The 16,413-nt window shown below is 57.1% G+C and carries 13 protein-coding genes; 7 read left to right on the forward strand and 6 right to left on the reverse strand.

Annotated features, from left to right (window positions below; genetic code table 11):
* Positions 1–13 precede the first annotated feature (13 nt).
* Genes lspA through ACFPDR_RS15425 form a run of 3 tightly spaced genes read right to left on the reverse strand, consistent with a single transcriptional unit; the run spans position 14 to position 4,335 of the window.
* The gene (gene lspA, locus ACFPDR_RS15415; RefSeq protein WP_035268158.1) at positions 14–547 is read right to left on the reverse strand and encodes a signal peptidase II; all 534 of its coding nucleotides are present in this window, start codon (positions 545–547) and stop codon (positions 14–16) included.
* Positions 540–3,380, reverse strand: coding sequence for an isoleucine--tRNA ligase (ileS, locus tag ACFPDR_RS15420; protein ID WP_376911403.1), 2,841 nt, complete (start codon positions 3,378–3,380; stop codon positions 540–542). The genes lspA and ileS overlap by 8 nt, the downstream gene beginning before the upstream one ends.
* Positions 3,370–4,335: a bifunctional riboflavin kinase/FAD synthetase gene (locus ACFPDR_RS15425; protein WP_083053755.1), complete on the reverse strand. Its 966-nt coding sequence runs from the start codon at positions 4,333–4,335 to the stop codon at positions 3,370–3,372. Before ACFPDR_RS15425 ends, ileS begins: the two co-directional genes overlap by 11 nt.
* A gap of 49 nt (positions 4,336–4,384) precedes the next feature.
* On the opposite strand from ACFPDR_RS15425, the gene purN reads away from it, so the two are divergent.
* From purN to ACFPDR_RS15455, 6 genes are all read left to right on the forward strand, one after another.
* Entirely contained in the window at positions 4,385–5,041 is a 657-nt protein-coding gene (gene purN / locus ACFPDR_RS15430; protein WP_026482878.1) for a phosphoribosylglycinamide formyltransferase, read from the forward strand.
* Between the two features lie 173 nt (positions 5,042–5,214).
* Complete coding sequence (locus ACFPDR_RS15435; protein WP_045931823.1) at positions 5,215–6,480, forward strand: RsmB/NOP family class I SAM-dependent RNA methyltransferase; 1,266 nt, start codon at positions 5,215–5,217, stop codon at positions 6,478–6,480.
* A 101-nt stretch (positions 6,481–6,581) separates the two neighbouring features.
* A complete protein-coding gene (locus ACFPDR_RS15440; RefSeq protein WP_026482877.1) occupies positions 6,582–7,808 on the forward strand; it encodes a fatty acid desaturase in 1,227 nt (408 codons plus the stop codon).
* Positions 7,805–10,099 (forward strand): UvrD-helicase domain-containing protein, encoded by a 2,295-nt coding sequence (locus ACFPDR_RS15445; RefSeq protein WP_060185991.1) that lies wholly within the window; start codon positions 7,805–7,807, stop codon positions 10,097–10,099. Before ACFPDR_RS15440 ends, ACFPDR_RS15445 begins: the two co-directional genes overlap by 4 nt.
* A gap of 391 nt (positions 10,100–10,490) precedes the next feature.
* Positions 10,491–11,711: a sulfite oxidase gene (locus tag ACFPDR_RS15450; RefSeq protein WP_170978564.1), complete on the forward strand. Its 1,221-nt coding sequence runs from the start codon at positions 10,491–10,493 to the stop codon at positions 11,709–11,711.
* 53 nt (positions 11,712–11,764) lie between these two features.
* Entirely contained in the window at positions 11,765–12,073 is a 309-nt protein-coding gene (locus ACFPDR_RS15455; protein WP_052159170.1) for a c-type cytochrome, read from the forward strand.
* Between the two features lie 23 nt (positions 12,074–12,096).
* Here the strand turns inward: ACFPDR_RS15455 and ACFPDR_RS15460 are convergent, their stop codons facing one another.
* The 3 genes from ACFPDR_RS15460 to ACFPDR_RS15470 form a co-directional block, all read right to left on the reverse strand.
* The gene (locus ACFPDR_RS15460; protein ID WP_376911404.1) at positions 12,097–13,998 is read right to left on the reverse strand and encodes an alkaline phosphatase family protein; all 1,902 of its coding nucleotides are present in this window, start codon (positions 13,996–13,998) and stop codon (positions 12,097–12,099) included.
* Between the two features lie 123 nt (positions 13,999–14,121).
* Positions 14,122–14,499 (reverse strand): hypothetical protein, encoded by a 378-nt coding sequence (locus tag ACFPDR_RS15465; protein ID WP_321291441.1) that lies wholly within the window; start codon positions 14,497–14,499, stop codon positions 14,122–14,124.
* 23 nt (positions 14,500–14,522) lie between these two features.
* Positions 14,523–15,170 carry a TetR/AcrR family transcriptional regulator C-terminal domain-containing protein gene (locus tag ACFPDR_RS15470; protein ID WP_376911405.1) on the reverse strand — a complete coding sequence of 216 codons (648 nt, stop codon included), beginning with the start codon at positions 15,168–15,170 and terminating at the stop codon, positions 14,523–14,525.
* 98 nt (positions 15,171–15,268) lie between these two features.
* Here ACFPDR_RS15470 and ACFPDR_RS15475 point away from each other — a divergent pair, with 98 nt between their 5' ends.
* Entirely contained in the window at positions 15,269–16,411 is a 1,143-nt protein-coding gene (locus ACFPDR_RS15475) for an HlyD family secretion protein (protein WP_060185989.1), read from the forward strand.
* The last annotated feature ends 2 nt before the right edge of the window (positions 16,412–16,413 follow it).

The following is a 16,413-nucleotide window of genomic DNA, read 5'->3' on the forward strand; positions in this document are numbered from 1 at the left end:
GATCCTTACAGACTCAGGAGCGCTGTCGTTTGTTGCGGCGCATGCGCATGAACTCGTCCAGCACCAACAGGGCAGCGCCGCAGCTGATGGCGACGTCGGCAATATTGAAGGCCGGAAAGTAGGATTGATTCCAGTAGAACAGCAGAAAATCTACCACGTGCCCGTGCATCAGGCGATCCACCACATTGCCGATGGCACCGCCCAGAATCAGGCTGAGCGACAGGCAAAACAAGGGTTGCTTGGCCGAGCGGCGCAGCATGGTCACGATAAAGACCGTGGCAACGGCTGCAATGCCGACAAAGAACCAGCGCTGCCAACCCTGACCACCGGCCAGAAAGCTGAACGCCGCGCCGGGGTTGTAGAGCAGGGTGAAATCAAAAAAGGGCAGGATATTCCAACGTTCCTGATAGAACAGGTTGCTGTCGAAATACTGTTTGGTCCATTGGTCCAGGCCGACAATAAAGGCGGCCAGACCAATCCAGGCCCAGAACTGCCGCGAGGGCAGTCGGGCCTGGCCGGGAGAAGGGGCCATGTCCTTATCAGGCATGGTGACGTACTTCGCCTTCGCCAAACAGATTGTCCTCGCAACGACCACACAAGGTGGGGTGCTCGGCGCTCTGGCCTACGTCTGGGCGGTGGTGCCAGCAACGCTCGCACTTAGCCTGCTCGGTAGGGGTAACGTCGATGCGCAAGTCGCCTTCGCCAGCGTGCACGTCAGCACGCGAGACGATCAGCATGAAGCGCAAGTCCTGTCCCAAGGATTGCAGGAATTCCAGATCCTGCCCGGTAGCGTAGATGTCGATTTCGGCCGCCAGCGAGGAACCGATGGCACCGGTGCTACGTACATCTTCAATACGGCGCATCACGTCGGCACGGATGGCGCGCAGGCGTTGCCATTTGGTGCTCAGTGCAGCTTGTTCGCCTTGCTCCGGCAGGGCATGGAACAGCTCGGTGAAGATGGTGCCGCTAGGAACTGAGCCGCCGTGCATGTCGCGCCAGGCTTCTTCTGCCGTGAAAGACAGGATAGGAGCCATCAGCTTGAGCAGGGTCTGTGTCAGGTGATACAGCGCGGTTTGAGCCGAGCGGCGTGGCTGGCCATCTTTAGCCGTGGTGTACAGACGGTCTTTCAGAATATCCAGGTAGAACGCGCCCAGGTCTTCGGAGCAGAAGGTCTGCAAGCGAGCCACGATGGGGTGGAACTCGTAGCGCTTGTAGTTCTCCAGCAACTCGGCCTGCATGTCGGCGGTCATTTGCAGGGCGTAGCGGTCGATTTCGGTCAGTTGATCAACAGGCACAGCATGTTGGGTGACATCGAAGTCGGCCAGGTTACCCAGCAGGAACTTCAAGGTATTGCGGATACGGCGGTAGCCTTCCACAACACGCTTCAGAATTTCGTCGGAGATGGACAGCTCGCCCGAGTAATCGGTAGAGGCGGCCCACAGGCGCATGATCTCGGCACCCATCTTGTCGGCAATTTCTTGCGGCTTGATGATGTTGCCCAGCGATTTGCTCATCTTGCGGCCATTGCCGTCCACCACGAAACCGTGGGTCAGCAGGGCTTTGTAGGGTGCGCGGCCGTACAGCATGCAGCCCGTCAGCAAGGACGAGTGGAACCAGCCACGGTGTTGGTCCGAGCCTTCCAGGTACAGGTCGGCAGGCCATTGCAGCTTGTCAGCGTGCGAGCCGTGAGTCGTGTGGTCCTTGCCGCCCAGCACGGTGGCGTGTGTGGTGCCCGAGTCAAACCACACGTCCAGCGTGTCACGGTTTTTCTCGTACAGATCGGCCTCGTCACCCAGCAGGTCGCGTGGGTCCAGGTTTTGCCAGGCTTCGATACCGCTCTTTTCGATACGCTCGGCTACTTGTTCCATCAGCTCGGGCGTGCGGGGGTGCAGTTCACCCGTTTCCTTGTGCACAAAGAAAGCCATGGGCACACCCCATTGGCGCTGACGCGACAAAGTCCAGTCCGGGCGGTTGGCGATCATGGCGTGCAGGCGGGCACGACCCCAGGAGGGGTAGAACTCGGTGTTATCAATGGCTTCCAGCGCCATTTCACGCAAGCTACGGCCGCTGCTGTTTTCCTTGTCCATACCGGCAAACCATTGGCTGGTGGCACGGTAGATGATGGGCGTCTTGTGACGCCAGCAGTGCATGTAGCTGTGCGGGTGCTGTTCGGTTTTCAGCAAGGTGCCGGCGTTCTGCAAGGCTTCCACGATTTGCGGGTTGGCTTTCCAGATCATCTGGCCGCCAAACAGAGGCAGATTTTCGGCGTAATGCCCATTGCCCATCACGGGCGTGAGCATATCGTCGTCCTTCATGCCGTGGGCTTTGCAGGAGATAAAGTCTTCAATACCGTAGGCCGGGGCCGAGTGCACCACGCCCGTACCGCTGTCCAGGGTGACATAGTCGCCCAGGTACACGGGGGAGCGGCGTTGGTAGCCTGCGTCCACGTGAGCCAGAGGGTGGTTGAATTCGATCAGGTTCAGGGCTTCGCCGGTAGCGGTGGCCACGACCTGGCCGCTCAGACCCCATTGCTCCAGGCAGGACTTCACCAGCTCTTCGGCCACGATCAGCATGGAGCCGGTGGCGCGTGGGCTGTCCAGCTTGACCAGGGCGTAGCTGATTTCAGGGTGTACGTTCAGTGCCTGGTTGGCAGGGATGGTCCAGGGGGTGGTGGTCCAGATAACGATGGCGCCATCGTCCACGCTGTCCACGCCAAAGGCGGCGGCCAGCTTGTCTTTTTGCGCGAAGGGGAAGGCCACGTGCACGGACGGGTCGGTGCGATCGGCGTACTCAACCTCGGCTTCTGCCAGGGCGGAACCACAGTCAAAACACCAGTTCACGGGCTTCAGGCCACGGAACACGAAACCCTTTTGCATGATCTTGGACAGTACGCGCAGCTCGTCGGCTTCGTTACTGAAATTCATGGTCAGGTAAGGGTTCTCCCAGTCGGCCAGCACGCCCAGGCGTTTGAAGTCCTTGCGCTGGCTGTCGATCTGTTCCAGCGCGTAGGCGCGCGCCTTGGCCTGAACTTCAGCCACAGGCAGGTTCTTGCCGTATTTCTTTTCGATCTGAACTTCAATGGGCATGCCGTGGCAGTCCCAGCCGGGCACGTATTGCGCGTCAAAGCCAGCCATATTGCGGCTTTTGACGATGATGTCTTTCAGAACTTTGTTGACCGCGTGGCCAATGTGAATGTCGCCGTTCGCATAGGGAGGGCCGTCGTGCAAAATAAATTTGGGACGACCGGCACTGGCTTGCCGAATTGCTGCATAGACTTTGTTTTCTTCCCACTGGCTAATCCAGCCCGGCTCACGTTTGGCGAGGTCACCACGCATGGGAAAGGGAGTGTCGGGCAAATTGAGAGAGTTTTTATAGTCCATTTGAAGCAAAGTAGTCGCGAGCGCGTTGTGCATCGTTGTCGATGGCGGCGATCATTGTGATGAGGTCCGGGAATTTTTCCTCGTCCCTGACAAATTCCAGAAATTCTATACGGGCAAGTTTACCGTAAGCATCCAGGCGTTGGTCCAGTAAATGCACCTCTAACAGCAGCCGTCCCTGGTCTATGACGGTTGGGCGTACCCCCAAGGAGGCAATGCCGGGCAGAGCCTGTCCGGTCAGTCCGTGCACCCGGACCACGTACACACCGGAGCGGGCGGCACAGTGTTCAGGAACACGCACGTTCAGGGTCGGGTAGCCAATGTCCCGGCCCAGTTTCTGGCCATGAATGACATGACCACTAATATGAAAGGGCTTGCCCAGCAGGGCACGGGCGCGGTCCAGCTGGCCCACGGCCAGGGCGGTGCGCACTTCCGAGCTGGAGATGCGGCGGCCATCGGCATCGGCCACATCGTGCAGGGTTTCGACGCTAAAGCCATGGCGCTGGCCCGCTTCGCGCAACATTTCAATGTCGCCGGCGCGTTTGTGACCGTAGCGGAAATCCTCGCCCACCAGCAGCCAGCCAGTGTTCAGACCCTGGACCAGAATCTCGTCAATAAAGGTAGCGGCAGACATATCGGCCATGGCCTGATTGAAGCGGGCCAGATAAATTTGTTCAATGCCGCATTGATGCAGGGCTTCGACCTTGTCACGCAGGCCGCTGATCTGCGTGGGGATCAGTTCGGGCCGTTGGCCGCGCTGCGCAAAAAAGGCGCGCGGGTGGGGCGTAAAGGTCATTACACAGGAGCTCAGGTCCTGCTGACGCGCCATTTCATTGACGCGATGCAAGATGGCCTGATGGCCCAGATGGACCCCGTCAAAATTGCCAATGGTGACAGCGCTGCGGGCCGTGCTGTTGCGCCGCGGCAGAGAGCGATAGAGTTTTAGATCAGATTTCACAAGCGAGAGTTTACAATTTTGGATTCGTTATTTCTCGGGAAACAGGATTTTGACCGATTCCACCCTACCTTGTCGCCTTGTTGTGCTTATTTCAGGCCGGGGCTCCAACTTGCAGGCCATAGGCGAACTGATCAAGACAGCGGGCTTAAATGGCCGTATCGAGGCGGTCATCTCTAACAAGGGCGATGCGCCCGGACTGGAATGGGCGCAGCGTCAAGGGCTGCCTACCGAGACGGTTTCGCATCGCGAATTTGCAACACGTGAAGCCTTTGACCAGGCTTTGGCACGCGTGATTGACCGCTACCAGCCAGATTATGTTCTACTTGCGGGATTCATGCGCATCCTGAGCACCGATTTTGTTCAGCACTATGCAGGCAAGCTCATCAATATACACCCATCCTTGCTTCCTAGCTTTCCCGGTTTGAATACCCATCAACAGGCACTTGACGCGGGCGTGCAGTTTCACGGCTGCTCGGTGCACTTTGTGACCCCTGTGCTCGATGATGGTCCCATCATTGCCCAAAGTATCGTGCCCGTCCTGCACGACGATGATGCACAGACTCTGGCAGAGCGCGTTTTGGCAACCGAACACCACGTCTATACCGAGGCCGTACGCTGGCTGATCGAGGGACGGGTGCGTTTGCAGGCTGATGGCCGTGTCGAGGTTGCCGGACTTGCGCATCGCGGCTTTTATTTCCCCGCCTGATTGAGCGGGCTATTTGGAATTTTTGAATATTCATGTCTGATCACCAACAATCCCGCGGCCGCTCGGACCGCAAGCGCCCGTCCTCGTCTGCCCAACGTAACGAGTCCGGAGCGCGTGGTCGCCCTTATGCAGCACGCCGCGACAAACCCTCGGGTCCACCCGAGCCGGGCGCGATGGCACAGCGCCGTCTGGAGCAGGTCTCCAGCGCCCTGGGTGAAGTTTTGCAGTGGAAGCACCCCGCCGACCTGGCCTTGACACGCTGGGCGCGTACACGCCCCAAAATGGGCTCGCGTGACCGTGCCGAGATCCGTGAGGCCGTGTTTGATGTGCTGCGCCACCTGCGTCAGTACCGTAACTGGGCGGAAAGCGGCGTAGGCCCATCTACCCGTCGTCTGGCCATTCTGGGCCTTTCTACGGCTATCGGTCAGGAATCCCTGTCTTTGGGGCTGACGGAAGAAGAGCGCCAGTGGCTGGGCCATATCCGCGCCCTGAATGTGGACGGTCTGCCGGTTGGCGTGCGTCTGAGCCTGCCCGAGTGGCTGGAAGAGCGTCTGAAAGAGATTCCCGATTCCTACAAGTTGATGGCCGCCATGAACGAGCAGGCCTTGCTGGATCTGCGCGTCAACCCCATGAAAGCCGAGCGCGATACTGTGTTGCGTCAGCTGCAAAACGGCCCCATGGCTCGTTTCAAGCCGGTTGCCATGCCGTTTTCGCCCTGGGGTATCCGTATTGAAGGCCGCCCATCTGTCGCAGTATGGCCACAGTATGAGAAGGGCGAGCTGGAAATTCAGGAAGAGGGCAGCCAGTTGCTGACCGCCTTGCTGGAGCCTCGCCGTGGCGAGATGGTTATTGACTACTGCGCCGGTGCCGGTGGCAAATCCCTGCTGCTGGGCGCCTTGATGCGCTCCACAGGCCGTTTGTACGCCTTTGACGTGTCGGCCACCCGCTTGAACAAGGCCAAACCGCGCTTTGCCCGTGCTGGTCTGTCCAATGTGGTGCCTGTCGTGATTCAGGAAGCGGGCGACCAGCGAGTTCGCCGCCTGCATGGCAAGGCACAGCGTGTATTGGTAGACGCTCCGTGCAGTGGATTGGGAACTTTGCGTCGGAATCCTGATCTTAAGTGGCGTCAACACCCCCAAGCTCTGGAGCAGTACACTCAGATGCAGGCCGACATTCTGGAGCAAGCCGCGGCTTGTGTCGCACCAGGAGGTCGTTTGGTTTATGCAACATGTAGTTTCTTGCCTGAAGAAAACGAGCAGCAAGTGCAGGCATTCTTGGACAAACATCCCGAATTCAAACTGCTGGACGCCCGGGAAATCTTGAAGGACAAATGTCCGGCCCTCGCGCTAGAGGGGCCTTATTTGAATCTGCGCACGGACCGTCACCAAACCGACTGTTTCTTTGGTGCGGCACTTGAACGAATCACGGAAAGTGCTTGATTTAAAGCAAGTTCGTCCTTAAATAGTGTTATTGTTAACTGGTTAGGTGGGCTACACTTTTCCGGTTTCCCTTAACACAAAGATCAGGTCTAAAAGGGTCTATGCAATCGTTTCTTTCTTTTCTTGCTGACGGATGGCTGCAACTGTCTTGGTGGCAGCTCACTCTTGTCATTCTGGCGGTGACGCATGTCACTATTGTGTCAGTTACCGTATTTCTCCACCGCAGTCAGGCGCACCGCGGGCTGGACCTGCACCCTGCGCTGATGCATTTCTTCCGTTTCTGGCTCTGGATGACCACCGGTATGGTCACAAAAGAATGGGTTGCGATTCACCGCAAGCACCACGCCAAATGCGAACGTGAAGGCGATCCCCATTCCCCTGTGGTCTTTGGTCTGGGCCAGGTGTTCTTCCGTGGTGCAGAACTGTACCGTCAGGAAGCCACCAACCCTGAAACCTTGAAGCGTTTCGGTCACGGCACGCCCGATGACTGGCTCGAGCGCAACCTGTACAGCAAATACAGCATGTTAGGTATTACCATCATGTTGGGTATTGATCTGTTCCTGTTCGGTCTGCTGGGTCTGACTGTCTGGGCTATCCAGATGGCCTGGATTCCTTTCTGGGCAGCCGGTGTGGTGAACGGTCTGGGTCACGCTATCGGTTACCGCAACTTTGCCAGCCCTGATACCAGCACCAACGTGTTCCCTTGGGGCATCATCATTGGTGGTGAAGAGCTGCACAACAATCACCACGCTTACGGTACGTCCGCCAAGTTCTCCAGCAAATGGTACGAATTTGACTTGGGCTGGTGCTACATCTCGGTGTTCAAGGCACTGGGTCTGGCCAAGGTCAAGAAGGTCGCTCCCAAGCTGCGTCTGGAGCCTAGCGTGCCTTCGAATGCTCCGCTGGAAGGCATCAGCCTGGCCACCTTGCAGGGCGTGATTACTCACCGCTACGAAATTCTGGCCCGCTATGCTGACATCATCAAAACCACGGCCTCGGAAGAAATCGCTCGTCTGAAGCCACAAGTGAACAAGGACAACCCGAATTGCTCCTGGTCCCTGCTGGAAAGCTGCAACGACTGGATTGGTCGCGGCGACGACGTTCTGGCTCCCGAGCAGCGCGCTGAACTGGAAACCGTAGCGGCTGGCGATTCCCGCCTGTCCATCCTGGTTCGCATGCAGCGTGAACTGGCTGGTATCTGGGAAAGCTCCAGTGCCTCCAGCGAGCAGTTGCTGTCCGACCTGCGCACTTGGTGCCAGCGCGCTCAGCAAAGTGGTATTGAAAGTCTTGAGCAGTTCGCCTTGCGTCTGCGCCGCTACGCGGCATGATGGATCGCTTAAACCCGGAACAGCGAGCCGCCGTTACTTTACCCTCTGGCCATGCCCTGGTGCTGGCCGGAGCGGGTAGCGGAAAAACTAGTGTACTGACCTCCCGAATGGCCTGGTTAATCCAGACCGGGCAGGTCAGCCCACATGGCCTTGCTGCTGTTACCTTCACCAATAAAGCCGCGCGCGAAATGCTGACGCGGCTTACTTCTTTATTGCCTATCGATACCCGCGGAATGTGGGTCGGGACCTTTCACGGCCTGTGCAATCGCCTGTTGCGCATGCATTACCGTGATGCCGGTCTGGTGCAGACGTTCCAGATTCTGGATACGGCAGATCAGTTGGCCTCCATCAAGCGTATGGTCAAGGCCAATAATGTGGATGACGAGAAATTTCCGCCCAAGGAAATTCAGAAGTTCATCAACGCCTGTAAAGAAGATGGCCAACGTCCTGGCGACCTGGAAGCGCACGACCCTCACCGCCGCCGCCTGATCGAGCTTTATCAGCTTTATCAAGAGCAGTGCGAACGTGAAGGAGTAGTGGACTTTGGCGAGCTGCTGCTGCGTGCCTACGAGCTGTTGTCCCGCAATGCCCCGATTCGCGAGCATTATCAGCGCCGTTTCAAACACATTCTGGTCGACGAGTTCCAGGACACCAACGTGCTGCAGTATCGCTGGTTGCGTCTTTTGGCCGGCGATCAGGCCTGCATGTTTGCCGTGGGCGACGATGACCAGTCCATCTACGCATTCCGTGGCGCGAACGTGGGCAATATGGCCGACTTCGAGCGCGACTATGCCCGTGGCAATGTGATACGCCTGGAGCAGAACTACCGTTCCTGCGGCCATATTCTGGATTCGGCCAACGCGCTGATCGAAAACAATAGCGGCCGTCTGGGCAAGAATTTATGGACCGATAGTGGCGAAGGCGAGCTGGTACGCATCAGCGAACTGGCCTCGGATGCCCTGGAAGCGCAGTGGATTGTGGACGAAGTCCGCGCCCTGATCGCCGAAGGCAAGCCACGCCGTGAAATTGCCATCCTGTATCGCAGCAACGCCCAGTCCCGAGTGATCGAGCACAGACTGTTTTCCCAAGGCTTGCCCTACAAAGTGTATGGCGGCCACCGCTTTTTCGAGCGTCAGGAAATCAAGCACGTACTGGCTTACTTGCGGTTGATGGATAACGCGGATGATGACACCGCTTTCTTGCGCGTCGTGAACTTCCCGACTCGTGGGATTGGTGCTCGCTCTGTGGAGCAGCTGGCTGATCTGGCGCGTGAGCGTGGTACCAGCTTGCTGCGTGCCATTCCTTACCTGCAAGGACGTGCGGCTGCCAGCCTGATGCGTTTCTCGAACCTGATTCAGGATATGGCCAGCCAGGCGCAGATCCTGTCCTTGCCCGAGCTGATTGAGCACGTTGTCCACGACAGTACCTTGCTGGCCCATTACCAGGCCGACCGCGAAGGTGCCGAACGGCTGGAAAACTTGCAGGAGTTGGTCAACGCGGCCACGGTTTTTGTGGGTGAAGAAGGCTTTGCCGAGCTGCCCGCAGGTCGAGTCCCCGAAGCAGTGGCGGGCGAGTCCGAGCAGGCCATGCAGAACCCGGATCAACCGGCTGCCTCTGTGCTGGCCCCCATGTCGCCTTTGGGCTCTTTCCTGACTCATGCTTCTCTGGAAGCAGGGGACAATCAGGCCCAGGCTGGCCAGGACGCCATTCAGTTGATGACGATCCACGCAGCCAAAGGCCTGGAGTTCGATGCCGTCTTCATTACCGGTCTGGAAGAGGGCTTGTTCCCGCATGAGAACAGCTTGTTCGACCCCGGTGGGATCGAGGAAGAGCGTCGTTTGATGTACGTGGCGATTACGCGGGCGCGTCAGCGTTTGTACATCACTCTGGCGCAAAGCCGCATGTTGCATGGCCAGACGCGTTACGCCATGCGTTCGCGCTTTCTGGAAGAGCTGCCGGAGCAACACATCAAATGGTTGTCGGCCCGCTATACCAGTACACCCGTGCAGTCAGAGGCCAGTTCGGGGGCCTTCCGTCGTGGTCAAAGCTGGGAGTCCAAGGACAAGAGCTATTCAGCCCAGCCTTACGGCGGTCGCAGTCACACCAGCGTGCTGGAAGTGAATGGCCAGACTTTCCGGGTGGGGCAGGGGGTGCATCACAACCGCTTTGGTGAAGGCACCATTATTAATCTGACGGGTCAGGGTGACGATGCCCAGGCCTTGATTCAGTTTCGTGAAGTCGGCAGCAAGACTCTGGCCTTGGCCATTGCCAAACTGGATCCTGTTAGCTAAAAAGCGAAGCAACGACTGAATCAGTCAATCGCAGTTTGAATGCCCCCGGAAACTCCGGGGGCTTTTTTATGGCCTGCCCTATGTCATGGAAATTTTCAAACAGCCGCAGTTTTTACAGCCGTTTTATTTCAAGCCCTTCATTTTTACTCTTCATCGTGCTCGACGCGGATGCCTCCCAGGAAAAATTTCTCACCTTATTTCACGTTTTGGATAAACACAGAGATTGCAGGGAAACCCTTGTTTCAAGCGACTTTCCCGTTTTTGTTTTCCTTCTTTAAAGCTCTATATGATCGTTATATATAAGGGTTATAGATTCTAGTTATAAAGCTGGTGCCCCCATAAAATCGAAGCCTAAATTAATTACAGATAACAAACACACATGGAGGCGATCATGGAACCTAGCAATCTCTCACGCCGGCGTATGCTTTTGTCGACGGGCGGGGTGATGGCCCTGGCCGGTACAGCAAGCTTGACTCCTTTGTCAGCGGCACTGGCTCAGGAAAAGGCAAAAACGCAGGCCAAGGCCTTGCCAGCCTATGCATCCTGGAAACATGCCGACAGCTTGATCGTGCACAGTGCCAACACTATTGAAACCAAACGCAGCGCTTTTGGCTCGGGTTTGATCACGCCGCTGGATCGCTTGTTCGTGCGTAATAACGTGGCCCCCCCATCCGAGCAGATCGTGGCTGATCCGGACGCCTGGGTGCTGTCGATCAAGGGCGTGAAGAACCCGAAAGACATGAGCGTCGCCGAGCTGAAACGCCTGGGTCTGGTGGCTGTGCCCATGGTGCTGCAGTGTTCGGGTAATGGTCGTGCTTTTTTCCCTGAAAAACCCAGTGGTACTCAGTGGACGGTAGGTGCCGCTGGCTGTGTGGTCTTTACCGGCGTGCCGATCAAGGCCGTGCTGGAGGCTGTGGGCGGCATGGAGGAGGGCGCCAAGTACATGACCGGTCAGGGCGGCGAGGAAATTCCTCAAGGGCTGGACCCGAACACCATTATGGTAGAGCGTTCGATTCCCCTGGAAGCCATTGATGACGCTATCCTGGCCTGGGAGATCAATGGTCAGCCCATCCCCTTGGCTCACGGCGGCCCCTTGCGCTTGATCGTGCCGGGTTACACCGGGGTCAATAACGTCAAGTACATCAAGCAACTGGCGTTTACCAAAGAGCAGTCTGCTGCCAACATTCAGCAAAACAGCTACCGTTTGGCGCCTGTGGGTGAGAAGTCCAACCCCAATCAGGAGTCGGTTTGGGAAATGCCTGTCAAGTCCTGGGTGACCAGCCCTAGTGGTGAGCCTGGCGAAGAACTCAAGGCCGGCAAGGTACAGATCCAGGGCTTGGCTTTTGGAGGCATGTCGGCAGCCAAAGAAGTGGAAGTGTCCGTGGATGGTGGCAAGAACTGGGTGAAAGCGACGTTTGTAGGCCCTGATCTGGGCAAGTATGCGTGGCGTCAGTTCGTTGCAGGCGTGGATTTGAAACCAGGCAAGTATGAGATTGCCAGTCGCGCGACCAGCGAAGCAGGCACGGTACAGCCTGAAGAGCGCGTACCTAATAACCGTGGCTATCTGAACAATAGCTGGCGCGACCACATGCTGGCTGTCACGGTCGTTTAAGTCTTGAATGTTGTACCCGCCCCGTCAGCTCGGGGCGGCTATGGAAGGGAATCATGAAGAAATATCTAGTTGCTGCAGTATCTGTATTTGTTTTTAGTACTCAAGCCTACGCTCAGGAGCAAGGCAAGGAACTGTTTCTGACAGGTGCCAAACCCATTGCCTGTGCGGTCTGTCATACCTTGGCTGATGCTGGTTCAGCCGGGGCCATTGGTCCGGATCTGGATGAACTCAAGCCAGGCAAGGAACAGATCCTGAAGGTCATGAAAGAAGGCATGGGCGCCATGCCTTCTTTTGCACAAACCATGAGTGACGAAGAGCGTGATGCTGTCGCCACTTATGTCAGCTCTGTAGCAGGTCAGTAAGTTCTACCTGCTGTAGCCAGACGCTAGCCGCCTTCCCCTTTCTTCTCCTGATCCGGAGGCAGAAATTCGGTAGGCGGCTTTTTGTTGGCATTGTGATGCAGGATGCGGGCGGGGCGACCTTCCTCATCCAGCCAGATCTGGCCGATTCCGGAACCATTCCATACCCGTTCCCCCTGTTTGCGCTGATCCGGCAGATGCGGGCTGATGCTCAGGTCACGGCGTTGCGTAAACCAGTTCAGAGGGGATCGCGGCGAGTAGAGCCAGCGGTTCAGCCGATCCAGCCAGTTCAATAAAGCTTCCGGAAATTCGTTCTTGATGCCGCTGCTGGTGACTTGCCAGATATGTGGAATGTGCCCGCTATGGCGCACCTGTACATCGTAGACAAAGGAATAGTGCACATCGCCGGACAGAATCACGTAGTTTCCGGGTGTGCGTGAGTGCCTGAAGATGTTCAGCATGGTGTTGGCAGCCCCTCTGTGGGCCATCCAGTTCTCGGCGTCCACCGTCAGGGCAAAACCCGCGTACGTGCAAATGCTTTGTATGACTTCGATCAGCTTGACGCCAAACATGGGCGTGGGCGACACAATGATGGCGGCGCGCTCATCCAGCAATTCGTGTTGAAGCTCGGTCAAGGATTCCCAATCCATCAGTCCGGACGGGCGACTGGGCAAACGGCGTTTATGCCAGCGGCGCGTGCGTGTATCCAGCACGATCAGCGTAGGCTGGGTGCGCAGCACATAGTCCCATTGGCGAAACTCCAGCAGTTCCTTGATCAGCGCATCTTGAGCTTCATGTTCAAGACGCTGATGTTCATCCGGCTGGCTGGTCCAGGCGGTCACCGTATTCAGCACCGACTCAAACACCTCGGGCCGGTTGCCCCAACCCTGACACAACATATAGGCGATCAGGGCATTGCCTACGATCTGCCGTGAAAAAGGATGGCCATAGGCGACGCTTTCCCATTTGGCGGACAAATTCCAGTCATCGGTGATGTCGTGGTCGTCAAAAATCATCAAGGTTTGCACGTGGGCCAGAAGGCGTGCTGCTTGGGGCAGGTCCTGACGGAAACCTTCCAATGCCAGTGCCTCGCGTTGCCAGCGTTGCTGATGCTTGGGCTCCAATTGGGGAGGATCAGGCTCTGGAATGATTTGCCATGGGATGGGGGACCAAACCAGCAAATACATGGCCATGACTTCGGCCAGCGTGACCAAGTGATTGTGTGCGTTGGCAGTGGTGAAAATCGGTTTTTCCACACCACCAAAAAAGCGCTCGCGCAGATCTTCGTTGGATTTGAAGGCAGGCAGCAAATCCGCACGTCGGTAGTAGCTGGCGGGGTGCCGGTAAAGCGATTCGCTATCCGAGACGACGGCGCCTTCCAGATATTCCCCATACAAGCCTAGCCGCTCAATCAAGGCATGAATGGCCGCCAGCATGGGACCGGCCACATCGTCGGCGTAAACCTGATCTCCGGACAGCATCAGCAAGGCAGGCCGGGCATGGGCCTGGGTAATGTGCTCGCTCAAGACTGTGTCTGCCTGAGCCAAACCATCGCGTGCGGCGTGATGAGGCTTGCGGCAGGAACCAAACATCAGATTGTCAGCGCGGCTGGCCAGCACAAAGCTGGGCCGGGTTTGACCCTGGTGCAGCAGATGGGGAGCCCAATCAGCAATCCCTTGCTCCGGTCCACCTTCGATTGAGGCGAGCAAATCGTAGTGAACAAGCGTGTCTTGGGGTAGGGCTGTGGTCAGCTGTACATCCAGGAAATGGATAAAGGCATGCTTGCCCAGTTGTACGATGCGGCAGTGCTCACTACTGAGTGGAATACGCTGGGGAGCGGCACCCTCTGCTTCCAGAAGCAGGTCCAGGGTCAAGACCGAGCTGCCAACCAGCCATAGCACCAGGCGCCGGGAATCGAGGCGACGCAAAATAGGGCCTGCCAGTACAGGCGGCAGTGTGGGGAGATGTGGGGAGAGACTCAAACGGGTGACAGCCAAAATCAGAAAAGATAATGGACAGTGTAGGGCCTATAAAGTTGCAACTCGTACTGCTTAGCTGTCTGCGACTTCCGGGCTGGCAGCCAGAAAAGCGGTAACTTGCGCGTCCAGATCGTCCTCATGCACTACGCGGACTGGAAAGCCGAATTTTTCGCTCAAAGGGGCGACAAAGGCATTCAAGGAAAAGGCCATCAAGGCATTGCTGACAACTACCAGGCTGGCGGCACAGGACACGCTCAGACGGCTGCGGTTGGCCTTGATCCATTGCGAGAATTCCTCCTTGTCCGTGCCTTCCTCTGCACCAGGCAGCTCGCGGGTCAGCAAGACAAAGCGTTGTCCTTGCTCCAGCAAGGCTTCCAGTTCCGCTTTCCAATTGGATGGGGCGCTGTTCGAGATCCAGATAAGGGGGAATTCCTGTGTAGCAACGTGCATGTGCGGGTCCTGAGAATGTCTGTTTATGATTTGTTTTGAATGCGCTGCTTTGTACCATCAATCAACAGGTTCAGGCCAGTGATAAAACGGCCCGTAAAGTCATCGGAAAAAATCGCCTCACGTGCCTGCCAGTTGCTGGGGTACTTTTCTTGAGCCAATTCTAAAAAAGCCTGTTTGCGTAAAGACAGGTCCAATGTGCTGCCAGGCCCCAGAGCCTGTTCTTCCATGACAAAACCCAGAATGTAGTAAATCAGGCTAAAGCTGGCCTCGGCAGCAAATTGGCTGTCTGCGCCTGCCTGCATGAAAGCGGACAAAAAGGCTTCGCTGGTGCGCAGCACATTGTCGGTGACTACATAGGTACCCGCAAAGACTCGAGCGCCGTCTCGTCTTTGCAACAGGGCCTGCCGGAACTCCAGACCCAGATGCCGAACTTGTTCATCCCAGGCTTGGTTGCTTGGGCTGTGTCGCGCCATGTTTTCTACCAACGCGTCAGCCATGCCATCAATCAAGGCTTGCTTGGCATTGAAATGCCAATACAGCGAGGGGGCCTGGATATTCAGGGCCTGAGCCAGTTTGCGCAAAGTCAGGCCTTCCAGCCCCTCCTGGTCCAGCAAGTCCAGCGCTGTCTGGATGATGTGTTCACGTTGAATACGGGGCGCTTTTGTTGCCATGTTCTCTCCGATATTTGCAACCTAACGCTGTTAGTGTATCATTCGCTCATAGACTAACGGTGTTAGGTTGTGATTTTTGATTGAGCAGGGATACGGTTATGAGCACCTCAACAACTTCAACGGAACGCAAAGCGCTGGGCCTGCGGCTGGCTCCTTGGCTGGGCTGCCTGGCCATGATTGGGCTGCTGATTCTGGCGACCACGCAGTGGAACGAGTGGACCAGTAGCCGCCGTATACAGAGCACTCAGAATGCTTACGTGAAATCCGACTTTGCGGTGCTCAGTGCCAAGGTTTCGGGCTACGTGAAAGCCTTGCCCTTGGGGGATTATGAGCAGGTCAAGGCGGGGGATCTGATTGCGCAGATTGATCCGGCCGATTACGAGCTGGCCGTGGCGGCAGCGCGGGCGGAACAGTCCAAGGCGCAGGCCCATCTGGACAATCTGGACGGTGAAATTGCACAGCAACAGGCGCGTATTAAAGAGGCGCAAGCCAAGCTGCGCTCCGTGCAGGTGCGCGTGCGGCAATATCGTAATAATCCTTCTCGTCAGGCAAGGCTGGTCAAGGAAGGTGCCTTGTCACGGCAAGGCTATGAAAACGCCCAGGCCGATCTGGATGAGGCAATCAGCCAAGGGGAGGCCGCTACCGCGCAAGTGGAGCTGGCGAAAAACTCCCTGAAGGTTCTGCAGGGGCAGCGTGCGATTCGTACCGCTGATTTGAAATCGGCTGAAGCTGCCTTGGAGTCTGCTCGTCGCAATTTGGGCTATACGCGGATTGTGGCCCCTTTTGACGGGGTCTTGAACAAGCGTCATGTGCAAGTAGGCAGCTTGTTGAACCAGGGCACGCAGATTGTTTCCATCGTCCCCCTGGAGCAGGCCTACGTCATTGCAAACTACAAGGAAACGCAGCTTGCGCATGTGCAGCCTGGGCAGCCTGTGGAGTTGACCGTGGATGGCTTGCCCGGTGGCAGCTGGCGGGGGCGCGTAGTAGAGATTGCACCCATGAGCGGGGCTGAGTCTTCCTTATTGCCTGCCGATAACGCCTCCGGGAATTTCACCAAAGTGGTGCAGCGCATACCGGTGCGTATTGAGTTGGAGCCGGGCCAGGCACAGTTGGAGCGTCTGCGCCCCGGTATGTCGGCACAGGCCAGAATCGACACGGCGGGTTCCCACGTTGCGGCTTATGACATGCCGGGTTTGAAACAGACTCGTCAACTGGCCGTCGTTCGGGCTCAGGAGGGCTGACC

It is taken from the genome of Alcaligenes sp. GCM10023179 (genome assembly GCF_042653705.1).
Taxonomy (GTDB): Bacteria; Pseudomonadota; Gammaproteobacteria; order Burkholderiales; family Burkholderiaceae_B; genus Alcaligenes; species Alcaligenes phenolicus.